Raw genomic sequence first — 23,243 nt, 5'->3', positions numbered from 1 at the left:
GGCTGCTGCCGGCCGAGGCAGGGCGCCGCGGCCATTGGCGTCACCCTACCGGCGGCGCAGGGCGAAGGATGCGCCGTGGTGGTTCTGCGGCAGGTGGTCGCCGCGGCCGAAGAGCTTGTGGCGCAGCGTGCCGTCCGTGTACGCGGTCTTGTAGCGGCCGAGCTTCTGCAGCGCCGGCACCACGAACTCCACGACGTCCTCGAAGGCGCCCGGGGTGATGTGGTAGGCGAGGTTGAAGCCGTCCACGTCGGTCTCGTCGGCCCACTCGACGAGCTGACGGGCCGCGGACTCGCCGCCGCCCACGATCACGGGGCCGAAGCCGCCGATGCCCACCCATTCGGCGAGCTTGCGCACGGTCCACTCCTCATCCGTGCCGGAGGCCTTCTGGAAGGTCTCCACGGCGGACTGGATGGCGTTCGACTTCACGTCCCCGATCGGCTCGTCCAGGTCGTACTGGGACAGGTCGATGCCCATCCAGCCGGACATGAGCACGAGGCCGCCCAGCGGGTCCACGTACTGCGCCAGGTCGTCGTACTTGGCCCGCGCGTCCTCGTCGGTGGCCCCGGTGACGATCGTCTGCATCGCGAAGATCTTCACGTCGTACGGGTCACGGCCGGCGTCCACCAGGGCCTGGCGGATCTTCTTCACGGTGGCGGCCGCCAGCTCCTTCGTGGGGGAGTTGATGAACACGGCCTCGGCGTGCTTGCCGGCGAAGGCGCGGCCGCGCGTCGAGGCGCCGGCCTGGTAGATCACGGGGGTGCGCTGCACGGACGGCTCGGTGACGGCGTGGCCGGGCACGGTGAAGTACCGGCCCTCGTGGGCGATGTCGTGGACCTTGGCCGGGTCCGCGAACACGCCGGACTCCTTGTCGTAGACGACGGCGTCGTCCTCCCACGAGCCCTCGAGGAGCTTGTAGACGACGTCGAGGTACTCGTCGGCGTGCTCGTAGCGCTCGTCGTGCTCCATCTGGTCGTCCTGGCCCATGTTCTGGGCGGCGGAGGGCAGGTAGCCGGTGACCACGTTCCAGCCCACGCGGCCGCCCGTGAGGTGGTCGAGCGTGGCGAGGCGGCGGGCGAACGGGTAGGGGTGCTCGTAGGCGGTGCCGGCGGTGACGCCGAAGCCGAGGTGCTCGGTGACCGCGGCCATCGCGGAGACGAGCAGGAACGGGTCGTTCACGGGGGTCTGCGCGCCGGTCTTGATGGCGGCCTCGGAGGTGCCGCCGTACACGGAGTACGGGCCGAGGACGTCGGCGATGAACAGGCCGTCGAACAGGCCCTTCTCCAGCGTCTGCGCCAGGTGCGTCCAGTAGCCCAGGGTGTTGTAGTCGCGGGCGTGGTCGTCGGGGTGACGCCAGAGCCCCGGGGACTGGTGGGCGACGCAGTTCATGTCGAATGCGTTGAAGAGGATCTCGCGGTGCTCATCCGGGCGGGTGGGTGCTCCGGCCCCGGCGTTCTCGACGGTGCTCATGGGTCTCCTTTCCAGGGCCGCCCGGTCGCAGGGGCGCGGCCGGGCGGGCGACGGTTCCGCACCATGCAACGCTGACGCGGCCGGCGGTGGAAGCCGGTCCGGCCCAGGGGTTCATGACGGCCCCGCCGGGCCCGGCCACGCGTCCGGCGCCCGGTTCGTGACATGCCCCGACCGTGACGGAGGACACGTCCGCGGGCGGCGGCCCTGCGGCGACTCAACGGCGCCCCAGCGCTGAGCCAGAGGAATCTGCTGCCTCCACCCTGCGGAGACGACCGAAACGTCTGGCTCGGCGCTGGCCCAGCCCGGGCCCGGCGGCGCCCCCGGTGTGACGCCCGTGTGACCCTCCGGCGCCGGCGGCCGGGCGACCGCGCGGCCGACCGGGCCCGCGGTGGTCTACTGGCATCCGTATCCGTCCGACACCGACGACGAAGCGACGATGGGAGCCCTCCATGAGCGTGCACGCGCCTTCCCGTGCCACCGCCTCCACCCCGGTCCGGGACGAGGACCGCCACAGCCTCGACGTCGTCTTCCGCGGCGTCGGGCGCACGTTCCCCACCGCGGACGGACCACGCGTCGTCCTGCGCGACGTGGACCTGACCGTGGCGCCCGGCGAGGTGCTCGCCGTGATCGGCGCCTCCGGCTGCGGCAAGTCCACGCTGCTGCGCGCCGTGGCCGGCCTGGACCCGGACTTCGACGGAGAGCTGCTGATCGACGGCTCGCCCGTGCGCCCCTACGACGAGCGCACCGCCGTCGGCTTCCAGGAGCCGCGCCTGCTGCCCTGGCGCACCCTGCGCCGCAACGTGGAACTCGGCCTGCCCCGGGGGCTGGACCGCGCCGCGGGCCGGGCCCGCGTGCAGGAGCTGCTCGAGCTCGTGGGCCTCGCGCCCTTCGCGGAGCACCGCCCCCGGGAGGTCTCCGGCGGCATGGCCCAGCGGGCCTCGCTCGCCCGCGCCCTGGCCCGCCGCCCCGGCGTGCTGCTGCTCGACGAGCCCTTCGGCGCCCTCGACGCCCTGACCCGCCTGAAGATGCAGGACCTGCTGCTGGACGTGCACGCCGCCACCGGCACCACCGTCCTGCTCATCACCCATGACGTGGAGGAGGCCCTGCAGCTCGCCGACCGCGTGCTGCTGCTCGCCCGTGACGTCCCCGCGCCCGACGGCGCGGCCCGCCCCGGAGCGACCGTGAGGCGGATCGTGGACGTGCCGGGGGCCCGTCCCCGCGACCGCGCGGACGCCCGCCTGGCCCAGTTGCGCTCCGAGCTCCTCGAGGGCCTCGGCGTCGAGAGCCACGCCCGATGAGCGGCGCCGGCTCCGCCCGCCTGACCCGCCGCACGGCGCTCGGCCTGCTGGCCGCGTCCCTGCCCCTGGGCCTGAGCGGATGCGTCCTGCAGGGTGAGGCGACGGCCGGGCCGGTGAACGGTCCGGACACGCTGAGCATCGACTACGCCACCTACAACCCGCTCTCCCTCGTGATCCGCCACCAGAGATGGCTGGAGGAGACGCTCGCGCCCCGCGGCGTCCGGGTGAACTGGGTGTTCTCCGCCGGCTCCAACAAGGCCAACGAACTCCTGCGCTCGAACTCCGTGGACATCGGGTCGACGGCCGGCTCGGCCGCGCTGCTGAACCGGGCCAACGGAGCCCCCACGCGCATCGTGGGCGTCGCCTCGCGACCGGAGTGGTCCGCGCTCATGGTCCCGCCCGGCTCGGACATCACGGACGTCGCCCAGCTCGCGGGCCGCACGGTGGCCGCCACGCGCGGGACGGACCCGTACTTCTTCGCCGTGCAGGCGCTCGAGGCCGCCGGGGTGGACCCGGCCGACGTCGAGATCCAGAACCTGCAGCACGCCGACGGCCGCGCCGCCCTCGCCGGCGGATCGGTGGCCGCGTGGTCCGGGCTCGACCCGATCATGGCCAAGGCCGAGGCCGAGGGCGCCCGCTTCCTGTACCGGGACCTCGCCCTGAACACGTTCTCCGTCCTCAACGCCACGGAGTCCTTCCTCGAGGAGGACCCGGAGACCGCCCAGACCGTCCTGGACACGTACGAACGCGCCCGCGCCTGGGCGCTCGAGCACCCGGACGAGACCGTCGGGATCCTGGCCGAGGCCGCGAAGATCTCTCCCGACGTCGCCCGCACCGTGATCCTCGAACGCACCAACGCGGACGTCAGCCCCGTGCCGGGCCAGGAGCTGCTCGACGCCCTGACGGGGGTCGGACGGATCCTGGTCGACACCGGGTCCGTCGACTACCAGCACCAGGTGGACGCCGCCCTGGCGAGCATCCTGGACACCCGTTTCGCCGAGGAGGCCATCCGATGAGCACCGCCCCGACCACCCCCGCCGCGACGACGGACCCCGAGGCACGCGAGCGGTCGGGTCACGACGACGGCGACACGGGGGCGCGCCGGCGGCACCGGTCTCGGCTGCTGGAGCGGCCCGGCGCCCGGGCGGTGGTGGGGCTGGCCGTGCCCGCCGTCCTCCTGGTGCTGTGGTGGGCGGTGACGGCCGCCGGGCTGCTCTCCGCGGTGCAGCTGCCCTCGCCCGGGGCGGTGCTGAGCGCCGGCGTCAACCTGCTGGAGCGGGGCGACCTGTGGCTGCACGTGGGGATCTCCACCCAGCGCGTGCTGCTGGGCTTCCTGCTCGGCGCCGCGCTCGGGCTGGCCGTGGGGTCCGCGCTCGGGCTGTCCCGGTGGGCGGACGCGCTGTTCGCCCCGCTGATCGGGGCGCTGCGCGCGGTGCCCTCGCTGGCCTGGGTGCCGCTGCTGATCCTCTGGATGCAGATCGGCGAGGAGTCCAAGGTCACCCTCATCGCGATCGGCGCGTTCTTCCCGGTGTTCACCACCGTCTACGCGGCCCTGCGCCACGTGGACCCGCACCTGGTGGAGGCCGGACGGGCCTTCGGCTACCACGGGCTGTCCCTGCTGCGGACGGTGCAGCTGCCCGCCGTGGTGCCGGCCGTGTTCTCCGGCCTGCGGCTGGCCCTGGCCCAGGCCTGGCTGTTCCTCGTGGCCGCGGAGCTGATCGCCTCCTCGATGGGCCTGGGCTTCCTGCTCACCGACTCGCAGAACAACGGACGCACGGACCGCCTGATCCTGGCGATCATCCTGCTCGCCGTGCTCGGCAAGCTCACCGACTGGCTGCTCGGCCTGCTGGAGCGCCGGGCCCTGCGCCGCTGGGCCTGAGCCCCGCACGTCCGGCCGCCCCGCTGCCCGGTCAGTCCCCCTCGGGGACCTCGCCGGCCGACGTGTAGGCGGTCGGCGGGGTGCCGTTCACGAGCCAGTCGCCGGCCATGCGCACCTTGAACGCCGCCGGGTCGTGGGTGGCGAGGGTGCGGGCGTTGCGCCAGTGCCGGTCGAGCCGCAGCGCGGCCGACGTCGCCGACGCGCCGAGCGTGTCGAAGATGCGGGTGCACACCTCGAGGACGGCCTCCGGCACCACGGCCTGGGCCCGGTACGCGGCCGCCATCGCCTCGGCGGACGCCGCCGCGACGTCGGCCTCCACCGGGTCGGCCCCGTCGGCGCCGTCCTGCCCCTCGTCGAGCAGCCGCCCGATCTCGCGCACCATCAGCTCGGCCGCGGCCTGCCGCCCGGCCAGCTGCCCCATGATCTCGAGGAGCTGGGGGTCGTCCTTGGGCAGCGCGGCCGTGCCGGTGTTGAAGGTGCGGCGCCGCTTCCGCAGCAGCTGCGTGCCCTCCGTGAGCGCCGCACGGCCGATCCCGGCCTGCAGCGCCAGCAGGGTCGCCTCCATGAGCACGGGCACGGGCCCGTCCTGCCGCGGCACCTCGAGCAGCTCCTCGGCCGCGGCGTCATCGAGCACCACGGACCCGGTGGCGGTCAGGCGCTGACCGAAGCCGTCCCAGTCGTCCTTGATGCCCACGCGCGGCTGACGCACGCGCACGATGGCGACGGCCCGGTCCGGCTCGCGGACCGCGCCCCCGGCCCGCTTGGAATTCCGGCGGGAGACGAGGTCCGCCCCCTCGATGCCCACGGTCGCGGCGGTCCACGTCGCGAAGGCCGAGCCGGTTGCGTAGTACTTCTGCCCCCGCACGACCCAGGTGCCGCCCTCGTCCCGGCTGGCCAGGGTGGCGGCGCGGCCCGGCGCGGCCCCGCCGGCGCGTTCGGCCAGGGCGGAGCCGGCCCAGTCCCCCGCAACGATGTGCCGCAGCCACCGGTCCCGGCGGGCGGGCGCCTGGTCCATGGCCGTGGCGATGAACACGAGGTGGGAGCGCCAGACGTGCGCGGTGTTCACATCCCGGGCGGCCAGGTCCATGAGCAGGCGCAGCACGGTCTCGCTGCCGCCGCCCTCGCCGCCCGCGTCCACGGGGACGCCGACCTTGCCGAACCCGGCGGCCTGCAGCTCCCCGAGGGCGGCGAACGGCAGGTGCCGGCCCGCCTCGCGGGCCCGCTCGCCGTGGGCGACGGAGTCGAAGGCGTCGGCGTACCGGGCGGCGAGGGTGGCGTAGGTGGTCATGGACCTACTCTGACACGCGCGGGCGGCCCGGCGGCCGGGGCGCCCCGGCCGTGGGACGGGATCCACACCGGCCGCCGTCGCCCTGGCCCGCGCCGGACGCCCGCGGGGGCCCGGCGGGCCGAGCATGACCACCGATGACGACGGCGGGCGCGGCGCCGTCGTCGGCGTCCCTAGCCTGGTCGGACCCGCCGACCAGGAGGAACCGCCGCCCATGACGCCCACCGAGGACCCCGCCCGCACCGACCCGGCCGAGGAGGGCGCCTCCGGGGCCGTCCGCGGACCGAACGACGGCGTGCCCGCCGCGGCCCTCGCGACGCTGCCCGGCCCCCTCCCGCAGGCGCTCGTCGGCGCCGCCGACCCGGACGTCCACCCCGGCCGCCCGGCGGACCGGCTGCACGGCGGGCGCGGCGACGGCCGTCCGGTGGCCGAGGCGGACCGGCTCGCGTTCTGGGAGGCGGCCGGCCGACGTCTGAGCTGGGAGCGGCCCTTCACCCGGACGCGCTCCCTCACCGCCCCGGACCCGGCCGCCGAGCGCGGCCCGGAGATCCGCTGGTACGAGGACGGCACCCTGAACGTGGCCGTGAACTGCGTGGACCGGCACGTGGCGGCGGGGCGCGGGGAGAAGGTCGCCCTGTACTTCGAGGGCGAGCCCGGCGACCGCCGCGCCGTCACCTACGCACAGCTGCAGCGCGAGGTCGCCCAGGCCGCGAACGCCCTCGAGGAGCTGGGCATCGAGGCGGGCGACCGCGTCGTCGTGTACCTGCCCGTGCTCGTCGAGACGATCGTCATCACGCTGGCGTGCGCGCGGATCGGCGCCGTGCACTCGCTCGTGTTCGGTGGGTTCTCGGCGGAGGCGCTGCGGTTCCGCGTCGAGGACACGGGCGCCAAGCTGCTCGTCACCACCGACGGCCAGTTCCGCCGCGGCGCCGCCGTCCCCGTGAAGGCCAACGCGGACGAGGCCGTGTCCGGGGACAACGCGATCGAGCACGTCCTCGTCCTGGACCGCACGGGCCACCGGGACATCCCGTGGACCGAGGGCCGGGACCTGTGGTGGCACGACGTCGTGGACCGCCAGCCGGACACCCACACCCCGCGCGCCTTCGACGCGGAGCACCCGCTGTTCATCATGTACACCTCCGGCACCACGGGACAGCCCAAGGGGCTCGTGCACACCTCCGGCGGGTACCTCGCCGCGGCCTCGTGGACACACGACTTCCTGTTCTCCCACCCGGACCCGGCACGGCGCGACGACGACGTCCACTGGTGCACCGCGGACCTGGCCTGGGTCACCGCGCACACCTACGAGATCTACGGTCCGCTCTCGAACGGGGTCACGCAGGTGATCTACGAGGGCGTGCCGAACGCCCCGCACCCGGGCCGGCACTTCGAGGTGATCGAGCGCTACCGGGTGACGAGCTACTACACGGCGCCCACCCTGATCCGCTCGCTCAAGGGCTGGCATCCGGACGGGATCCCGGCGCACGCGGACGGCGGTCCGGACCTGTCCTCGATCCGTCTGATCGGGACCGTGGGCGAGTCCGTGAACCCGGAGGCCTGGACGTGGGCCCGCACCCAGATCGGCCGGGACACCCCGGACCTGCCGATGGTGGACACGTGGTGGCAGTCCGAGACGGGCGCCACCGTGCTCTCCCCCCGCCCCACGGACACGGCCTTCAAGCCGGGCTGCGGCTCCCGGCCCCTGCCGGGGGTGGACGTGGCCGTGGTCGACGACGACGGCGCCCCCACGCCCGAGGGCCTGCAGGGCCGGATCGTGGTCACCCGCACTTCGCCGGCGATGGCCCGGACCGTGTGGCGGAACCCGGCCCGCTACTTCCACTCGTACTGGGAGGACTACGCGGACCAGGGCGAGGCGGGCTGGTTCCTCGCCGGCGACGGCGCCAAGCGGGACGAGGACGGCGACGTCTGGATCCTCGGGCGCGTGGACGACGTCATCAACATCTCCGGGCACCGGCTGAGCACCATCGAGATCGAGTCCGCCCTCGTGGCGCACCCGGAGGTGATCGAGGCGGGGGTGTGCCCCGTGCCGCACGAGACCACCGGGCACGCCGCCGTCGCCTTCGTGGTGGCGCACGAGAGCTGGCTGGCCGGCGATGACGGCCCCGGCGCCTCCGCCGCCGACCGCGCCGAGGAGCTGCGGCGGCACGTGGGGCGGGTGATCGGGCCGGTGGCCAAGCCCGCCGAGGTGGTCTTCGTCCCCGACGTGCCCAAGACCCGTTCGGGCAAGATCATGCGGCGGGTGCTGACGCAGCTGCACCAGGGCACCGCGCTCGGGGACACCACGAGCCTGCAGAACGAGCCGTGCGTCGGGCAGATCGCCGAGGTGCTCCAGGCCGGCCGCCGCGCTCAGGACGCCGGCACCGGCGCCGTCCGCAGCGCCAGCTCGGCCAGCACCTGAGCGGCCCGCGGCACCACGGCGTCGTCGAACACGGCCTGCGGGGAGTGGTTGACCGGGGCCTCGTCCGGGGCCACGCCCTCCGGGACCGCCCCGAGCAGGACGTAGGCCCCGGGCACCCGCTGGAGGACCTCGGAGAAGTCCTCGCTGCTGGGCTCGGGCTCGGGCAGCTCCCGGTAGGCGTCGGCCCCGTACAGGTCCTCCACGACCCCGCGGACGAAGGCCACCGCGTCCGGATCGTTGGCCGTCACCGGGAACGCGCAGTCCGTCCGGACCTGCGCGCTCATGCCGTGCGCCGCGGCGATCCCGTGCACCAGGCACTCCACGGCCGCGCGCAGCCGGGCGCGGGCGTCCGCGGAGAAGGTCCGCAGGGTGAGGGCGAGGGTGGCGCTGTCCGGGATGATGTTGGCCGCCGTGCCCGCGCTCAGGTGCCCGACGGTCGCGACCACCGGGTCGAAGGCGTCGAACTGCCGGGTGACCACGGACTGCAGCGCCAGCACCATCTCGGCGGCCACGGGCACCGGATCCTGGGCCAGGTGCGGCACCGAGCCGTGCCCGCCTCGACCGTGCACCGTCACCACCAGGTCGTCGCAGCCGGCCTGGATCGCCCCCGGGCGGCTGAGCAGGACGCCGCGCGGGTACGTGCCCGAGGAGACATGGATCGCGTAGGCGGCGTTCACCGGTCGCCCGGCCGCCTCCAGCAGCCCCTCCTGGATCATGTGCAGGGCGCCGCCGCCGGTCTCCTCCCCGGGCTGGAACATGGCCACCACGTCGGCGGTGAGCTCCCCGCGACGGCGCACCAGCCACGCCAGCGCGCCGTAGAGGCCGGCGGTGTGCAGGTCGTGGCCGCAGGCGTGCATGGTGCCCGGCACGGAGGGGGCGTACTCCAGCCCGGTCTCCTCCGTGACGGGCAGGGCGTCCATGTCCCCCCGCAGCAGCACGACCGGCCGCCGGGCCCCCTCCGGCAGCGGGGCCCCGCCGCGCAACACCACGACGACGGAGCTCAGCGCCCGGCCCACGCTCGTCTCCAGCGCGGGGCGGCCGGTGGCGGCATCCTCCCCCGCCTCAGCGCGCAGGGCCTCGAGCCGCTCGAGGACGGCGGCCTGGGTGCGGGGCAGGTGCAGGTCCAGCTCCGGATGTCCGTGGAGGAGGCGGCGGAAGGCGATCGCCTCCCGGGCGATGTCCTCCGGCAGGTCCGGGGCGAGGGCGTTCGCGGGCGGGGTGGGGGCGGTGCGGTCCATCAGGACATCATGCCGTGGCGGCCCGCCGGCCCACCCGGATCGCGCAGCGGGTCAGCCGGCCAGCTCCTGCAGCTCGGCCAGGTCGAAGACGTCCTCCGAGGCGGGGGCCTCGGGCGCCTCGACCGCGTTCCACTCGGTGAAGGTGGCGTTCGCGTCCACGTCCTCGTCCTCCGAGTTCACGTCCTCGAGACGGTAGAGGGTCGTGCTCTCCGGGTCGACCAGCATCGTCCGGCCGAACGCGTGGTGCTCCTCGGGCAGCGCGTACTTGAGGTACTTCCTGCCCTCGAGCTCCACCTCCTCGGCCTTCAGGTCCTTGCCGTCGAAGGCGTCCGCGGCGGGCATGTCCTCCTCGAGGTCGGACATGATCTCCTCGAGTGAGATGTCCATCTGCGCGGCCTGATCGGCGCTCGTCTTGATCCAGCGGTCGCCCACGAGGGTGGAGAACATGCCCATCTCCCGGGGCAGGTCGTCACCGTCGGCCTTGAGCTTGAAGAACACGTCGGCGTCCCGGCGCAGGACCTCGATGTCCATGGTGGTCGCCCCCATGTCCATGTTCATGGTGCCCTTGAGGTGGGAGTCGTCGGTGGCGCCGGCGAGGTCCACGTTCGCGGACTGGATGGCGTCCGTGCCCAGGGAGACGGAGGGCGACGCCGAGGCCGACGCGTCGTCCTTCTCCTCCTCCTTGTCGGCGGCGGTGCCCTCCATCCTCAGGCGCAGGCTCTCGGCGTCCACGACCTTCTGGCGGATCTCGGGCCAGCTCTCGTCCAGCGTCGGGTCGGAGGCGCAGCCGGTGAGCAGCAGACCGGAGGCGGCGAGCATGCCGACGGCGAGGCGTGCGGGCGTCTTCATGGGGACTCCTTCACAGAGGTGCGGACGTGCCGGCGGCCGGGCACCGCCGGACGATGACCCCTCGACCGTCTCACGTCACCCCTGGCCCGTCATGCCCCGAGGGGCGACGGAACTTCGGCTGTGCAGAACCTGTGCGGGTCAGCCGCCGGTGGCGCCGTCCTCGAAGATCTGCCCCACCGGGGTCTGCTTCTCCGCCTGGAACACATCCTCGGCACGGCCGTAGGCCCAGTACGCGCTCACCGACAGCTGTCGCCGGTCCACGCCGCGCACGTCCGTGAGGTACGCCCGGACGCGCTTGACCTGCTCCCGCTCGCCGTGCACGAACGCGTGCACCCGCCCCTCCCGCCACGCCGCGTCCTCGACGGCGGCGGCGAACCGCGTCGTCTCCGGGGTGAAGGGGCCGCCGCGGTGCAGCCAGCGCACCTCGACGCCGGCCGGCGCGGTCAGGGGCACCTCGTCCCGGGCGTCGGTCACCTCGATCAGCGCGACACCGGCCGCCGCGGCGTCCGTGGCGGCGAGGTCCTCGAGGGCGGCGGCGATCGCCGGCAGCGCGGCCTCGTCGCCGGCGAGCAGGTGCCAGTCAGCGGTGGGGTCGGGTCGGTAGGCGCCGCCGGGGCCCAGGAACGCGACCTGCTGCCCCACGGGCTCGGAGGCCGCCCACGCCCCGGCCAGGCCGCCGTCGTGCCCGGGGGCGGCGCCGTCGTCCGCGCCGTGGACCACGAAGTCGACGTCCATGGTGCGGGCGGCCGGGTCCATGCGGCGCACCGTGTAGGTGCGGCGGACCGGCAGCTGCTCCGGGGCGAGACGCTCGCGGAGGGCGTCCAGGTCGTACGGGGGTTCGAGGCCGAGCGCGGGGTCGGCGAAGAGCAGCTTCACGTACTGGTCCGTGGCGCCCTTCTCCGCCCAGCGGGCGTGGACGGCGTCGAACTGCTCGCCGCCGAGGGTCAGGCGCACGAGGTGCGGGGTGAGCCGGCGGGCGGCCACCACGGTGAGGACGGTCTGGGGCCGGGCCATGCGGGCCTCCTGGGGTCGGGGCGGGGTCTGCGCGGGCGCGCGTCCCCCACTCTCCCATGACGAGGCGGATTAGCGCACGTCAGCGTGATGTTTTCCGCGGCCTCGGGGTCAGCGGAACCGGGCCCCCCGGTGCTCCTCCGGCAGCAGCGGTCCCGCTCCGGCCGGGGCCGGGGTGACGCGGCGCGCCCCTAGGCTGGGCCCGTGCGTCTCGTCCTGCTCGTCCTGCTCTCGCTGCTGAGCCAGCAGCTCGGCGCGTCCGTGGCGGGCCTGCTGTTCGACGACGTCGGCGCGTCCGCCATGGTCGCCCTGCGCGTGGTGTTCTCCGCGGCCGTGCTGCTGCTCGTCACCCGGCCGAGCCGCGCCGCCCTCGCCGGCCTGGGCCCCCGGGGGTGGGCCGCCGTCGTCGGGCTGGGCGCGGCCATGACCGGCATGAACCTGGCCATCTACGAGGCGTTCGCGCGAATCCCGCAGGGCGTGGCCGTGACGTTCGAGGTGCTCGGGCCGCTGGCGCTGTCCGTGGCGGCGCGGCCGTCGTGGCGGTCGGTGGCGTGGGCGGCCCTCGCGCTCGCCGGGATCGGGGTGCTCGGCCGGGAGGGGTTCAGCGCGGGCGGCGGGATCGGCGGGGCGGGGCTGGACCCGGTGGGGGTGGCGCTCGCGCTGGCCGCGGCGGCGTGCTGGGCGGGGTACATCATGCTCTCGCGGCGCGCGGGGACCCATCTGCCGGGGGTGCAGGGGCTGGCCCTGGCGACGGCGGCCGGGTCCCTCGTGGCGCTGCCGGTCGGCGTCGCGACGGCGGGGGCGGCCCTGCTCTCTCCCGTGGTGCTGGGCGTGGGGCTGGCCGTGGCGCTGCTGTCCACGGCGGTGCCGTACGGGATCGACCTGCAGGTGCTGCGCCGCATGCCGACCGCGCTGTTCTCCCTGCTGACGTGCCTGTCGCCGATCGCGGCGGCGCTGACGGCGTGGGCCGTGCGCGGGCAGGAGCTCACCCCGCTGGACCTGGCGGGGATGCTGCTGGTGATCGCGGCGTGCGCGGCCGCCGTCTGGACGGGCCGGTCACCGGGTGTGGCGGGCGGGGGCCGAGGCTAGCCTGGGTGGATGCCCCACCCGTCCCGTCCCACCCCCGACGACGTTCCCGCCGCCGAGCGCGCCGCCCTGCGCCGTGGCCGGCTGCGTCCGTGGCTGCCGTTCCTGCTCGCGGCCGTGCTGTGCCTGGCACTGCTGGGGTGGGCCCTCGTCGCCCTGCCGGGCCTGCCGGAGCGCGTGCCCACGCACTGGGGCGTCGACGGGCGGCCGGATGCGTGGGAGGACACCTCGTTCGGCACGGTGGCGGCGGGGCCGCTGATCGGCCTCGGCATGACGGGTTTCCTGGCGCTGGTCTCCGCGATGGTCACCGCCCTCACCCCCACGGATCCGGGGCTGTCCCCGTGGCGGCGCGTGCGCCAGACGGGGGTGCACCGCGGGGTCCGGGAGGGCATCGGCTGGCTGTGCGTGCTCATGGTCCTGGCGCTGGCCCCGTCGACGGTAGAGGTGCTCGCCGCCGGGGCGTGGACGATGCCGTGGTGGCTCCTGCCCCTCACACTGACCGTGCTCATGGTGGGCATCTTCCCGGCGATGCGGGCCGGAACGCAGCGGTGGACGCGCTGGTCGGACCGCGTCGCGGCGGAGCTCGGGTACCGGCCCACGGCCGCGGAGCTCGCCGAGGACGAGGTGTGGACGCCCCTGGGGCTCAAGCGCGACCCCGAGGACCCGGCTGCATTCCCCGCCAAACGCCCCGGCTACGGCGTGGGTGTGACGGTCAACCTCGCCACCCCGGCGGGCCGGTGGCTGGTGCGCGGATTCGTGGCCGTGTTCATCGTCGGCCTGCCGCTGGCGCTCTGGCTCGGCGCGTTCGCCGCGCGGTGAGGCGGACCGTGCCCGACGACGTCGCCGTCCGCCTGCTCCTGATCGCCGACACCCACATCCCGCGGCGTGCCCGTGCCCTGCCCGCGCAGGTGTGGGCCGAGGTGGCGCGGGCCGACGTCGCGCTCCACGCCGGTGACTGGGTGGCCGAGGACGTGCTCGACGACCTCGACGCGCGGGCCGCCCGGCTGGTGGGCGTGTGGGGCAACAACGACGGGCCGGGGCTGCGGGCGCGGCTGCCCGAGGTGGCGCGCGTGGAGATCGGCGGGGTGCGGATCGCGATGGTCCACGAGACGGGCCCGGCGGCCGGCCGCGAGCGCCGCATGGCCGCGGCGTTCCCGGACGCGGACGTGCTGGTGTTCGGGCACAGCCACATCCCGTGGGACACCGTGGCCGGCCCGGAGACCGCGAACCCGGGCCTGCGGCTGCTCAACCCCGGCTCCTGCACGGACCGGCGACGGCAGCCGGTGTGCACGCTGATGCGCGCGGTGGTGCGGGGCGGGCGGCTCGAGGACGTGGAGCTGGTGTCCGTGGACCGCACGCCGTGACCGACGGGCCGGCCGCTCCCCCCTGCAACGCTGGTTGAGTTATCACGGGTCCAGGCGGCTTGCACCCGTGATAACTCAACCCGCGTCGCGCCGGTGCCACCATGACCGGCGGGTCGGCCGCTCCTGCACAGCCACCACGACGACGGCGGCCCTCCCCAGGGCGCGTCGGTCCGGTCCGTCGCAGGGCCCGGGGGCGGCAGGCTCACCCCATGACCGCGCGCACGCCCCTGCCGTCCACCCTCGCCGCGGGCGCCTTCACGACGGCCGAGCTGCACGCCGCCGGCCTGCCGTGGCGCCGCACCCTCGCGGCAGACCTCGCCCGGATCTGCCGCGGCGTGCACACCGCGGGCATCCCCGACCCGTGCGCCCCGGACGGCGCGGCCGCGCTGGTCCGCCTCACGGGCGGGGTGGTCTCCCACGTCTCTGCCGCCCTCTGGCACGGACTGCCGCTGCCGCCCCGCCTCGCGCGGCCCGCCGGACTGCACCTGACCTTCGACCGCTCCGCGCGCACGCACCGGACCGACCTGGACGGCGTCGTCAGCCACCGGGTGCGACTGCCCTCCGACCACGTGCTCGAGCTTCCCGACGGCCAGCGCGTCACGACGGCGGCGCGCACCTGGTTCGACCTCGCCGGGATGCTCCGCCCCCACGAGGTGGACTGGCTCATCGCGGACGGCGACCACCTGGTGCGTCCGCCGTGGACGCCGACGGGCCGGGCGGACCCCGTGGCCACCGTGTCCGAGCTGTCGGAGGTGCTCGCCCGCTGCCGTGGCCGGCCGGGTGTCCGTCTCGCACGTGCCGCGCTGGCGGAGGTGCGCGTCGGGGCCGACTCCCCGCCCGAGACCTTCCTCCGGCTCGCGCTGATCCGGGCCGGGCTGCCGGAGCCGGAGCTGCAGGTCGCCGTCGACCCGGCCGACCCGGCCTCGCCCGTCGTGGACCTCGGGTACCGGGGGGCGCGCCTGGCCCTCCAGTACGACGGCGCCGGCCACCGCACGGCTCAGCAGCAGGCGAGGGACGCCCGTCGGGACGCGTACTGCCTCGAGCGGGAATGGACGACCCTGCGCTGCACCTGGGAGGACCAGCGCGCTGGGTTCGGGCGGATCGTGGAGCTGGTCCGGCGTCGGCTCGCCCACACGCGCTGACCCGCCCCCGCCCGTCCCGACGCGGGTTGAGTTGTCACGGGTCCAGACCAACGCGGGTTGAGTTGTCACGGGTCCAGGCCCGCGTAACCGGTGATAACTCAACCCGCGTTGCATGCCACCGGCCGGCGCCGCGTGACGCTCTGCGACGTGCCCACCCTGCCCCCGGCACACCTCGCCCGGGACAATGGGTCGGACTGTCCCGAAGCCTCCATCGAAAGGACCCCCGTGGCTGACCACGAGTTCGGCTTCCGCACCCAGGCGCTGCACGCGGGCGCCGTTCCGGACGCCGTCCACGGCTCCCGCGCGGTGCCGATCCACCAGACCAGCTCCTTCGTGTTCGAGTCCGCCGAGGACGCCGCCAACCTCTTCGCGCTGCAGAAGTACGGCAACATCTACAGCCGCCTGGGCAACCCCACGGTCGCGGCGTTCGAGGAGCGCATCGCCACGCTCGAGGGCGGCATCGGCGCCGTCGCGACGGCGTCCGGCATGGCCGCCGAGTTCATCACCTTCGCGGCCCTCGCCGGGGCCGGCGACCACATCGTGGCGTCCTCGAAGCTCTACGGCGGCACGATCACCCAGCTGGACGTCTCCCTGCGCCGGTTCGGCGTGGAGACCACGTTCGTGGACTCCGCCGAGGCCGCGGACTTCGAGGCCGCCCTCCAGCCCAACACGAAGGCCGTGTACACGGAGATCGTCGCCAACCCCTCCGGTGACGTCGTGGACCTGCCGGGTCTGGCCGACGTCGCCCACCGGCACGGCATCCCGCTCGTGGTGGACGCCACGCTCACCCCGCCCTACCTGATCCGGCCGATCGAGCACGGCGCGGACATCGTGATCCACTCGGCCACGAAGTTCCTCGGCGGCCACGGCACCACGCTGGGCGGCGTCGTGGTGGAGTCCGGCCGCTTCCCGTGGGACAACGGCAAGTTCCCGTCGATGACCGAGCCCGTGCCGTCGTACGGCGGCGTCTCCTGGTGGGGCAACTTCGGCGAGTACGGCTTCCTCACCAAGCTCCGCTCGGAGCAGCTGCGCGACTTCGGCCCGTCGCTGGCCCCGCAGTCGGCCTTCCAGCTCCTGCTCGGCGTCGAGACGCTGGCCCCGCGCATGGACGCCCACCTCGCCAACGCCCGCGCCGTCGCCACCTGGCTGGACGAGGACCCGCGCGTCTCCTGGGTCCGCTACGCCGGCCTGCCCGACCACCCGCACCACGCCCGCGCGCAGCAGCTGCTGCCCCGGGGCGTCGGCTCGGTGTTCAGCTTCGGCGTGGCCCCGGCAGCCACGGACACCGACGACGGCGCCTCCGGTCCGGAGGCCGGGCGCGCGACGGCGGCGCGCTTCATCTCGGCGCTGCAGCTGGCCTCCCACCTGGCCAACATCGGCGACGCGAAGACGCTGGTGCTGCACCCCGCCACGACGACCCATCAGCAGCTCACCGCCGAGCAGCTCGTGGCCGCGGGCATCCCGGCGGACCTGATCCGCATCTCGGTGGGCATCGAGGACGTCGAGGACATCCTCTGGGACCTGGACCAGGCCCTGACCGCGGCCACCGGCCGCACCCGCGACGGCGCCGTCGTCCCCGCAGAGCAGGAGGCCTGAGCCATGAGCACCACCCACCCCGAGCGCACCTGGACCGGCCCCGGCGCCCCCGAGCGCCTGGCGATCCTGCGCCGCACCCGCTCGATCGCGATCGTCGGCGCCTCGGACAAGCCGGCCCGTGCGTCGTACTTCGTGGCCACGTACCTGCTGAGCTCGACCACGTACGACGTCTACTTCGTGAATCCCGTGCTCGCCGCGGCCGGCAAGGAGATCCTCGGCCACCGCGTGTACGCCTCGCTGGACGACCTGCCCGTCACCCCGGACCTCGTGGAGGTGTTCCGCAAGTCCTCCGACGCCCCCGAGGTCGTGGCGGACGCCGCCCGCGTGGGTGCCCGGACCGTGTGGCTGCAGCTGGGCATCTGGAACGAGGACGCCGCGCGTCAGGCCGAGGCCGCGGGCCTGGAGATCGTGATGGACCGCTGCGTGAAGATCGAGCACGCCCGCTTCCACGGCGGGCTCAACCTCGCCGGCTTCGTCACCGGCGTGATCAGCTCGCGGCGCCAGGAACTGGACCGCTAGGCGGGCGACGCCCCGTGTCGGGCGTCGTCCGGCCGTCGTTGCGCACCCGCCCGTCGATGGCGTGGGATGGTCCCATGACCTCCGAGCTCCCCTCCTCGTCCCTCTCCCCCGCCTGGACCGGCCGCACCGACGGTGACACCCCCGAGCACCTGCGCTGGCACCAGGTCGTCCGCCCCGCCGACGGCCGCGGCGAGCCCACGACGCCGCAGCGCGACCCCGGCGCCGGCGCTCCGACGTCGGGCGCGCGGTCCACGGCGCTCATCGGCTTCGCCTCGGACGAGGGCGTGCGCCGGAACCACGGCCGCGTGGGAGCCGAGGACGGCCCGGAGGCGCTGCGCGGCGCGCTCGCCTCGCTCGCGTACCTCGAGGGCACGGGCGCGCTCGTGGACGCGGGCGACGTGTCCGTGGACCGCGGCGACGACGACGCCCCGGGCGAGCTCGAGGCGGGCCAGGCCGAGCTGGGCACGGTGGTCAGCGGGCTGCTGAACGCGCACGACCTGGCCGTGGTGCTCGGCGGCGGACACGAGACCGCCTACGCCTCGATCACGGGCCTGACCGGCTCCACGCGCGTGGGTGCGGGCACCCGCGTGGGCATCCTCAACCTGGACGCGCACTTCGACCTGCGCGAGGCGCCGCGGCCCAGCTCCGGCACCCCGTTCCTGCAGGCGCTGCGCGACGCCGAGGGGGCGGAGCATCAGCTCTCCTACGCGGTGGTGGGCATCAGCGAGGCCAACAACACCCGGGCCCTGTTCGACACCGCGCGCGAACGCGGGGTCACGTGGGTGACCGACGAGCAGGCCCAGACCGCCGACGTCACCGGCGTGCGCCGCTGGGTGCGCTCGTTCATCAACGCCGTGGACGTGCTCTACCTGACGATCGACCTGGATGTGCTGCCGGCCGCCGTCGCCCCGGGGGTGAGCGCACCGGCCGGCTTCGGCGTGCCGTACGAGGTGATCCACGCGTGCGCGCTGGAGGCCACCCAGTCCGGGAAGCTGGCCCTGGCCGACGTCGTGGAGCTCAACCCCGCCCTGGACGTGGACGGCCGCACGGCGAAGGCCGCGGCCCGGCTGATCCACACGATCGTCAGCCGCCACCGGACGGACGCGTCGCTGCTGGCCTGAGGCGGGCCGGGGGTCCGTTCAGGCGCGGGGGCCGCACCGCGAGGGCCGCGGTGCGGCTGATCCACACGATCGTCGGCCGCCACCGCCGCTGAGGTAGCGAGGTGCGTTGAGGGTCACTCAGCCTCTGTGATGATCAGAAAGCAGACTCTGCATCTTCCAGAGCTTCTTTAAGAACCTCCACGCCTGATTTTGGCTGAGCCGGGCACACCTCCGGCCTCGGGCAGAGCACAGAGATGAGCATCCAGATCGCCAAACGAATCTGCCCAGTCGGATTGATCCCCTCCACGGCTCCCGCTGCAATCTTCTTTGTCGCTGCGATTGCCAAGGCGACGACCGGTCGAGGAAGACCTGCCGTGGTGAGGGCTGTCCTGGTGCGATCGGCTGCTTCATCGATGTATTCGCCTGGATCTACCGCATTCGCCACCTCGGCAAGTACCTGGCAGATAGCATGGCTCCGCGCTCGTCCACGCCCCTGTTCGTCGTCGGCTACGGCAAAATCAAGAAGGTGCGTACGGACTTCCCGAATGCTTTCCGCGACCAGAAGGTCACCAGCCAACTGAAGCACTTCATCGATTCGACGACGTCGCTCACATTCCATTGAGGAAGTCCGCCTATCGACACCCTCCGGCCCTGGGGGCAGAGCGATCAATGTCTCTGTTGGTGGGGTAACGCCCGGACCTGGGGAAGAGCCACAGTGCGGACAACGTGCACGAGCAGTCTCTTTCCTATGGCCTCGCTTGGGGGCCCTGGGGCAGGTGACGGGAGTCATGTCTGAACACTATGTGAGCAGTCGTAGAAACTGGAGGCTCGCAGAAGGGCGGATATCACGACTCGGCTCACCGTCCGGTCAGGTCATGCGACGACGCCGCGCGCCTCGTCCCCGCCCGCGTTCGCTTCTGGTCCCGGCACCATCGCAGACGTCCGGACGAAGTCCAGCCGCTCGCGCAGGGAGTACACCTGCGCCTCCTCGAACAGGCCGAACGGCCCCTCGGGGGCGTCGTCCGTGTAGGGGGACTCGAACAGCCGGCCGGCGTCCAGGACGCCGTTGGCGGTCAGCTCCTCCACCATGTGACCCAGGAAGCGGATCTGCGCCTGGGTGAGCGTCCGGTCCTGGACGAAGTCCGCGACCACACCCTGCGCGGCGGCACGATCCATCCCCACTAGCATGCGCACGAACAGGCCCAGCTGTCCCTCGCCCTCGGACTTCGCCGCGGCAAGGTGCACGTCTTCGGCCCCGATGCTCCGGAGCAGCTGTTCGAGCGACTCCAGGTCCTGCTCGGTGAGCTGCTTGCCGTGGCGCAGCTTCTGCAGCGCCAGCGAGGACTCGTTGCGGCGCAGCGGCTCGCTGACCTTGGCCCAGAACCGTTCGATGTCCACACCGGGCGTCGGCCGCACGACGTCGACCTCCTCAAGCTGCGTGAGCGTGTCCGCGAAGTCCGTGTATACGCGGGAGCGGCGGACCTTCTCGATGAACTGGACGAGCCCGCGCAGCTTCTTCCGGGCGTGCTCGAGCATGCCGAGAGTGACGCCCTCCCACCATTCCTCCCCGGCCACGGCCTCGAGGAGGATGATCTGTTCCTTGACGGCGGGGATGGCGTCCTTGGAGAGCAGGTTCTCCGCGAGGGACTGCACCGTGGCCCGGATGCGCTCGGACATGCCGGCCTCCCCGGTGAGGTCTGCCAGCTGCCGGCGCACGATGAGCAGGTCGAAGCGCTTGGCGTCGACGTCCTCCCCCGGCAACCCGGTGACCACCCCGGCCAGCGCGCGTGCCCGTTCGGCGGCCTGGGCGCTCAGGGACGTCCACGCCTCAGGCCGCTGGAACTCCTCGACCTCCCGGCGGAGGGGGCGGGCCAGGACGTTCTCGAGGGTCAGGCGGGCGATGGCCGCCTGCAGCTCCTCGGCGGCGGTGCGGCGCAGCTCGCGCACCGCGCGTTCCTCCGGCCCGACGGTGGCGGGCGCCCCGGCGTCGTCGTCCAGGGCGTCGAGGGCGACGACGAGCGCGAGCCGGTCCTCGAACAACCGCTGGGTGAGGGACTTCTGGGTGGAGCCGTCGGACTCCGGGAGGTCCTGGTTGAAGAACTCGAGGTTCTGGCACCAGTCGAAGACGAGGAAGTCCTCCTTGTCCCTCCCCGGCCCGTAGAGGTCCGGGCGCAGGCGGGTGCCGCGGCCGATCATCTGCCAGAACTTGGTCTTGGAGCGGACGAGCTTGAAGAACACGAGGTTGACGACGTCGGGCACGTCCACCCCCGTGTCCAGCATGTCCACGCTGATGGCGATGTGCGGGGCCTTGCCGGGGGTCTTGAAGTCGTCCAGCAGGGCGTCCGGGTAGCGGCTGGCGTGGGTGATGATCTGGGCGTACCGGCCGCCGAGCTCCGGCCACTGGGCGTCGAACCGCTGCAGGATGAACTCGGCGTGCGGTTGGTTCTTGGCGAAGACGATGGTCTTGCCGAGCCGTTCGCCGTCGGCCACCTTGTGGCCGTGCTCCATGAGGGTGGAGAGCACGCGGTCCACGGTGTCCGCATTGAAGAGGAACCGGTTGATTTCCTCGCTCGAAACCTCCTCGGGCGCCTCGTCCTCGCCCCAGTCCAGCGCGTCCCAGGCCTCCTGCTCCTCGGCGGGAAGCTGGTCGTACCGGATGCCGCGACGCAGGAAGGTGGTGCCCACGGAGACGCCCCGCGGCGGCACCAAGAACCCGTCCGCCACGGCCTCGTCGAGGGTGTAGGCATCGGTCGGCACGCCGGGCTCGAGGCCGAAGAGGCCGTAGGTGTTCCGGTCGATCTCGTCCTTGGGGGTGGCGGTGAGGCCCACGAGGAGGGCATCGAAGTGGCGGAAGATCTCACCGTACTTGGCGTATACGGACCGGTGGGCCTCGTCCACGATCACCAGGTCGAAGTATCCGGGGTCGAAGCGGGCACCCTGACCGGTGGACTCCTGGATGAGGCCGAGCATGGTGGGGTAGGTGGAGGCGTAGACGCGTCCCTCCCCGTGCCGGTTCTTCAGCAGGTTCACGGTGGTGCCGACGAAGCCGTGCTCCACGAAGGCGTCCGCGGCCTGCTTCACGAGGGCCTGCCGGTCCGCGAGGAAGAGCACGCGCTTGACCCATCCGGCGCGGGCCATCTGGTCCACCAGGGCGACGGCAGTGCGCGTCTTCCCGGTGCCGGTGGCCATCACCAGCAGAGCGGCGCGGCGCTTGTTCTCGAACGCATCAGCGTATGCGACGAGGGTTCACCGCCAGTGCCATGTGTGCGAGAATCGCACACATGTCGCCGACCACTCCTCATTCGCTGGGTGCCCGTGTACGTGCCGCGCGGGAGCGTCGCGGGATGTCCCAGCAGGACCTAGCTACCGCCGTTGGCCTCGAGCGCACCATGGTCAACCGGATCGAAGGCGGACAACGGAAGGTCACTGCCCTGGAGCTGGCCTCCATCGCCGATGCCCTGGGAACCCGAATGCAGTCGTTCTTCACCGAGCCTGCGCCAGCGCTCGTCTCGCACCGTTCCGCCCAGGGGTTGGATACCACCGAGTCGGCCGTGGACCACCTGCTGGCCGAACTCCTCGCAGACGTCGAGTTCCTGCACGGCCTGCATCCCATCGAGGGGTTCGGCGTGCGGGACCCCTGGGAGCAGCCCAAGTCCGTTCACGAGGCCGACGACATGGCCGCCCGGGCACGCGAGCACGTCGGGTATACAGCAACGGAACCCGTAAAGGACCTCCAGGCGCACCTGGCCACTGCTGGCCTGCTCCTGTTCTCCCGCAACTTCGGCGTGGACGCCGCTGACGCGGGAACGGTGCTCCTCGCCGAGGGCGGCATCTCCCTGGTGAATTCCACCCCCAAGGTCGGGCGACGCCGCCTCTCCGCCGTGCACGAGCTTGGGCACTACCTACTTGCCGATGAATACACGGTGGACTGGCGCACCGCCCACACCGGCCCGGACATCGAGGGTCGCCTCGATCGGTTCGCTCGAGCATTTCTCCTGCCAGCAGCTGTCCTTTTACAGGAATGGCCCGCCGCAGCTCACTCAGGCGATGTCCGCACTGCCGCTGTGAAGATCGCCGGCACCTACCTGGTGGACATGTCGACCCTGGCCCGCCGACTCCACGACCTGGAATTGGTGGACGCTTCCACGGCAAACGACATCCGCGCTGTGCAGACCACGCAGACGGACATCATCACCCACGATCTGTACCCGTCTGACGAGATGGCAGGCACTACCCAGCCCCGGGTGTACCAGAAGCACGTCATCGCGCTGTTCGAGGCCGAGAAGCTCTCGCGTGAACGCACACTCGACCTCTTGGATGGGACTTTCGACGACGACGACCTTCCGGACCTTCCCCCACGTCAGGAACAGGAGATCTGGGAGTACGTCTCGTGACCGCCGTTCCGGAGACCTACGTCTTCGATACGGGACCACTGCGCCATTTCACCCTGAAAGGATGGCTCGGTGTGCTCAAGTTCCTGACAGCCGGCCATGCCGTGATTCCGGAGAGTGTGGAGCAGGAGATCAGGGACCAGCAGTACCAGCACCCAGATCTCCGGCAGATCTTGGACGCCGAATGGATCGTCGTGGACCGCAGCGAGGACCTCGAGTTCCTCGCGGCCTTCGCCCGATACGAGGAGCACCTTGTGGCGGGCGGTCGGAACCGGGGCGAATGCGGCGTTCTAGCCCTCGGTCGGACGCACGGGTATCGCATCGTGATCGACGACAACGTGCCCCGCGTCCTGGCCAAGCGCGAGAAGCTCGAGTGCACCGGCACCCTCGGGTTGCTCTGTGAGGCGATCCGCAAGGAGCAACTCACCGTTCCCATGGTTGAGAGCCTCGCTGACGATCTCATCATGGGCGATTACCGGCTTCCCTTCGGCCCAGGAGGATTCAAGTGCTGGGCCGAACAACAGGGACTCCTGGGATAAGCCCTTAGGGCGTGTCTGAGAATAGATGCACGAGTCAGCTGAGACCCTGGGGACATGTCC

Annotated in this window: 20 protein-coding genes and 1 pseudogene; 13 read left to right on the top strand and 8 right to left on the bottom strand. The window is 73.0% G+C overall.

Features of this window, described 5'->3' with window-relative positions; translation table 11 throughout:
* Positions 1-45 precede the first annotated feature (45 nt).
* Positions 46-1,467: an LLM class flavin-dependent oxidoreductase gene (locus NR073_RS03595; protein ID WP_141843489.1), complete on the bottom strand. Its 1,422-nt coding sequence runs from the start codon at positions 1,465-1,467 to the stop codon at positions 46-48.
* Positions 1,468-1,916: 449 nt separating this feature from the next.
* Between NR073_RS03595 and NR073_RS03590 the strand changes: the two genes are divergently transcribed.
* The 3 genes from NR073_RS03590 to NR073_RS03580 are packed head-to-tail and all read left to right on the top strand — an operon-like array spanning position 1,917 to position 4,644.
* A complete protein-coding gene (locus NR073_RS03590) occupies positions 1,917-2,765 on the top strand; it encodes an ABC transporter ATP-binding protein (RefSeq protein WP_141843491.1) in 849 nt (282 codons plus the stop codon).
* Positions 2,762-3,781: an aliphatic sulfonate ABC transporter substrate-binding protein gene (locus NR073_RS03585; protein ID WP_256748612.1), complete on the top strand. Its 1,020-nt coding sequence runs from the start codon at positions 2,762-2,764 to the stop codon at positions 3,779-3,781. The genes NR073_RS03590 and NR073_RS03585 overlap by 4 nt, the downstream gene beginning before the upstream one ends.
* Complete coding sequence (locus tag NR073_RS03580; RefSeq protein ID WP_036317100.1) at positions 3,778-4,644, top strand: ABC transporter permease; 867 nt, start codon at positions 3,778-3,780, stop codon at positions 4,642-4,644. Before NR073_RS03585 ends, NR073_RS03580 begins: the two co-directional genes overlap by 4 nt.
* 31 nt (positions 4,645-4,675) lie before the next feature.
* On the opposite strand, the gene NR073_RS03575 is transcribed toward NR073_RS03580, so the two are convergent.
* Positions 4,676-5,932, bottom strand: a complete 1,257-nt coding sequence (locus NR073_RS03575; protein ID WP_256748611.1) for an acyl-CoA dehydrogenase — start codon at positions 5,930-5,932, stop codon at positions 4,676-4,678.
* A 211-nt stretch (positions 5,933-6,143) separates the two neighbouring features.
* On the opposite strand from NR073_RS03575, the gene acs reads away from it, so the two are divergent.
* The gene (gene acs, locus NR073_RS03570; protein ID WP_256748652.1) at positions 6,144-8,348 is read left to right on the top strand and encodes an acetate--CoA ligase; all 2,205 of its coding nucleotides are present in this window, start codon (positions 6,144-6,146) and stop codon (positions 8,346-8,348) included.
* Here acs and NR073_RS03565 read toward each other — a convergent pair.
* The 3 genes from NR073_RS03565 to NR073_RS03555 form a co-directional block, all read right to left on the bottom strand.
* Entirely contained in the window at positions 8,297-9,586 is a 1,290-nt protein-coding gene (locus NR073_RS03565) for a M20 family metallopeptidase (RefSeq protein ID WP_182488608.1), read from the bottom strand. The two genes, acs and NR073_RS03565, sit on opposite strands and share 52 nt — an antisense overlap.
* A 51-nt stretch (positions 9,587-9,637) precedes the next feature.
* The gene (locus NR073_RS03560) at positions 9,638-10,435 is read right to left on the bottom strand and encodes a hypothetical protein (protein ID WP_036384067.1); all 798 of its coding nucleotides are present in this window, start codon (positions 10,433-10,435) and stop codon (positions 9,638-9,640) included.
* Positions 10,436-10,573: 138 nt separating this feature from the next.
* Positions 10,574-11,449, bottom strand: coding sequence for a siderophore-interacting protein (locus tag NR073_RS03555; RefSeq protein WP_036384064.1), 876 nt, complete (start codon positions 11,447-11,449; stop codon positions 10,574-10,576).
* 201 nt (positions 11,450-11,650) lie between these two features.
* On the opposite strand from NR073_RS03555, the gene NR073_RS03550 reads away from it, so the two are divergent.
* The 7 genes from NR073_RS03550 (at position 11,651) to hutG (ending at position 18,274) form a co-directional block, all read left to right on the top strand.
* Positions 11,651-12,535 (top strand): EamA family transporter, encoded by an 885-nt coding sequence (locus tag NR073_RS03550; RefSeq protein ID WP_256748610.1) that lies wholly within the window; start codon positions 11,651-11,653, stop codon positions 12,533-12,535.
* Between the two features lie 9 nt (positions 12,536-12,544).
* A complete protein-coding gene (locus NR073_RS03545) occupies positions 12,545-13,351 on the top strand; it encodes a DUF1648 domain-containing protein (protein ID WP_182488611.1) in 807 nt (268 codons plus the stop codon).
* A gap of 8 nt (positions 13,352-13,359) precedes the next feature.
* On the top strand, positions 13,360-13,896 hold the full coding sequence (locus NR073_RS03540) for a metallophosphoesterase (protein WP_256748609.1): 537 nt from the start codon (positions 13,360-13,362) through the stop codon (positions 13,894-13,896).
* A 209-nt stretch (positions 13,897-14,105) separates the two neighbouring features.
* A complete protein-coding gene (locus NR073_RS03535) occupies positions 14,106-15,038 on the top strand; it encodes a hypothetical protein (protein ID WP_256748608.1) in 933 nt (310 codons plus the stop codon).
* 225 nt (positions 15,039-15,263) lie between these two features.
* Positions 15,264-16,634, top strand: coding sequence for an O-acetylhomoserine aminocarboxypropyltransferase/cysteine synthase family protein (locus tag NR073_RS03530; protein ID WP_256748607.1), 1,371 nt, complete (start codon positions 15,264-15,266; stop codon positions 16,632-16,634).
* A gap of 3 nt (positions 16,635-16,637) precedes the next feature.
* A complete protein-coding gene (locus NR073_RS03525; RefSeq protein ID WP_002857647.1) occupies positions 16,638-17,153 on the top strand; it encodes a CoA-binding protein in 516 nt (171 codons plus the stop codon).
* A 74-nt stretch (positions 17,154-17,227) separates the two neighbouring features.
* Complete coding sequence (hutG, locus tag NR073_RS03520) at positions 17,228-18,274, top strand: formimidoylglutamase (protein ID WP_036384388.1); 1,047 nt, start codon at positions 17,228-17,230, stop codon at positions 18,272-18,274.
* Between the two features lie 133 nt (positions 18,275-18,407).
* Here the strand turns inward: hutG and NR073_RS03515 are convergent, their stop codons facing one another.
* The 3 genes and pseudogenes from NR073_RS03515 to NR073_RS03505 form a co-directional block, all read right to left on the bottom strand.
* Positions 18,408-18,872: a hypothetical protein gene (locus tag NR073_RS03515; RefSeq protein WP_141844099.1), complete on the bottom strand. Its 465-nt coding sequence runs from the start codon at positions 18,870-18,872 to the stop codon at positions 18,408-18,410.
* A gap of 254 nt (positions 18,873-19,126) precedes the next feature.
* A complete protein-coding gene (locus NR073_RS11330) occupies positions 19,127-20,449 on the bottom strand; it encodes a type I restriction-modification enzyme R subunit C-terminal domain-containing protein (protein WP_327036633.1) in 1,323 nt (440 codons plus the stop codon).
* A pseudogene (locus NR073_RS03505) lies at positions 20,438-21,472 on the bottom strand (DEAD/DEAH box helicase family protein); the annotation flags it as partial. The pseudogene NR073_RS03505 and the gene NR073_RS11330, both read right to left, overlap by 12 nt.
* Before the next feature lie 14 nt (positions 21,473-21,486).
* Here NR073_RS03505 and NR073_RS03500 point away from each other — a divergent pair.
* Entirely contained in the window at positions 21,487-22,647 is a 1,161-nt protein-coding gene (locus NR073_RS03500) for an XRE family transcriptional regulator (protein WP_306274405.1), read from the top strand.
* Positions 22,644-23,183, top strand: coding sequence for a hypothetical protein (locus tag NR073_RS03495; RefSeq protein WP_003038432.1), 540 nt, complete (start codon positions 22,644-22,646; stop codon positions 23,181-23,183). The genes NR073_RS03500 and NR073_RS03495 overlap by 4 nt, the downstream gene beginning before the upstream one ends.
* Positions 23,184-23,243 lie beyond the last annotated feature (60 nt).

Origin of the sequence: Micrococcus sp. Mcc28 (assembly GCF_024519775.1) — a bacterium.
Taxonomy (GTDB): Bacteria; Actinomycetota; Actinomycetes; order Actinomycetales; family Micrococcaceae; genus Micrococcus; species Micrococcus luteus.
This window is presented reverse-complemented; position numbering and strand designations above follow the sequence as displayed.

What these genes read in the sequence shown, in the direction of transcription:
- NR073_RS03595 (WP_141843489.1), bottom strand. Translation starts at nt 1,467, where the DNA reads ATGAGCACCGTCGAGAACGCCGGGGCCGGAGCACCCACCCGCCCGGAT.
- NR073_RS03590 (WP_141843491.1), top strand. Translation starts at nt 1,917, where the DNA reads ATGAGCGTGCACGCGCCTTCCCGTGCCACCGCCTCCACCCCGGTCCGG.
- NR073_RS03585 (WP_256748612.1), top strand. Translation starts at nt 2,762, where the DNA reads ATGAGCGGCGCCGGCTCCGCCCGCCTGACCCGCCGCACGGCGCTCGGC.
- NR073_RS03580 (WP_036317100.1), top strand. Translation starts at nt 3,778, where the DNA reads ATGAGCACCGCCCCGACCACCCCCGCCGCGACGACGGACCCCGAGGCA.
- NR073_RS03575 (WP_256748611.1), bottom strand. Translation starts at nt 5,932, where the DNA reads ATGACCACCTACGCCACCCTCGCCGCCCGGTACGCCGACGCCTTCGAC.
- acs (WP_256748652.1), top strand. Translation starts at nt 6,144, where the DNA reads ATGACGCCCACCGAGGACCCCGCCCGCACCGACCCGGCCGAGGAGGGC.
- NR073_RS03565 (WP_182488608.1), bottom strand. Translation starts at nt 9,586, where the DNA reads ATGGACCGCACCGCCCCCACCCCGCCCGCGAACGCCCTCGCCCCGGAC.
- NR073_RS03560 (WP_036384067.1), bottom strand. Translation starts at nt 10,435, where the DNA reads ATGAAGACGCCCGCACGCCTCGCCGTCGGCATGCTCGCCGCCTCCGGT.
- NR073_RS03555 (WP_036384064.1), bottom strand. Translation starts at nt 11,449, where the DNA reads ATGGCCCGGCCCCAGACCGTCCTCACCGTGGTGGCCGCCCGCCGGCTC.
- NR073_RS03545 (WP_182488611.1), top strand. Translation starts at nt 12,545, where the DNA reads ATGCCCCACCCGTCCCGTCCCACCCCCGACGACGTTCCCGCCGCCGAG.
- NR073_RS03535 (WP_256748608.1), top strand. Translation starts at nt 14,106, where the DNA reads ATGACCGCGCGCACGCCCCTGCCGTCCACCCTCGCCGCGGGCGCCTTC.
- NR073_RS03525 (WP_002857647.1), top strand. Translation starts at nt 16,638, where the DNA reads ATGAGCACCACCCACCCCGAGCGCACCTGGACCGGCCCCGGCGCCCCC.
- hutG (WP_036384388.1), top strand. Translation starts at nt 17,228, where the DNA reads ATGACCTCCGAGCTCCCCTCCTCGTCCCTCTCCCCCGCCTGGACCGGC.
- NR073_RS03515 (WP_141844099.1), bottom strand. Translation starts at nt 18,872, where the DNA reads ATGGAATGTGAGCGACGTCGTCGAATCGATGAAGTGCTTCAGTTGGCT.
- NR073_RS11330 (WP_327036633.1), bottom strand. Translation starts at nt 20,449, where the DNA reads ATGATCGGCCGCGGCACCCGCCTGCGCCCGGACCTCTACGGGCCGGGG.
- NR073_RS03500 (WP_306274405.1), top strand. Translation starts at nt 21,487, where the DNA reads ATGCGACGAGGGTTCACCGCCAGTGCCATGTGTGCGAGAATCGCACAC.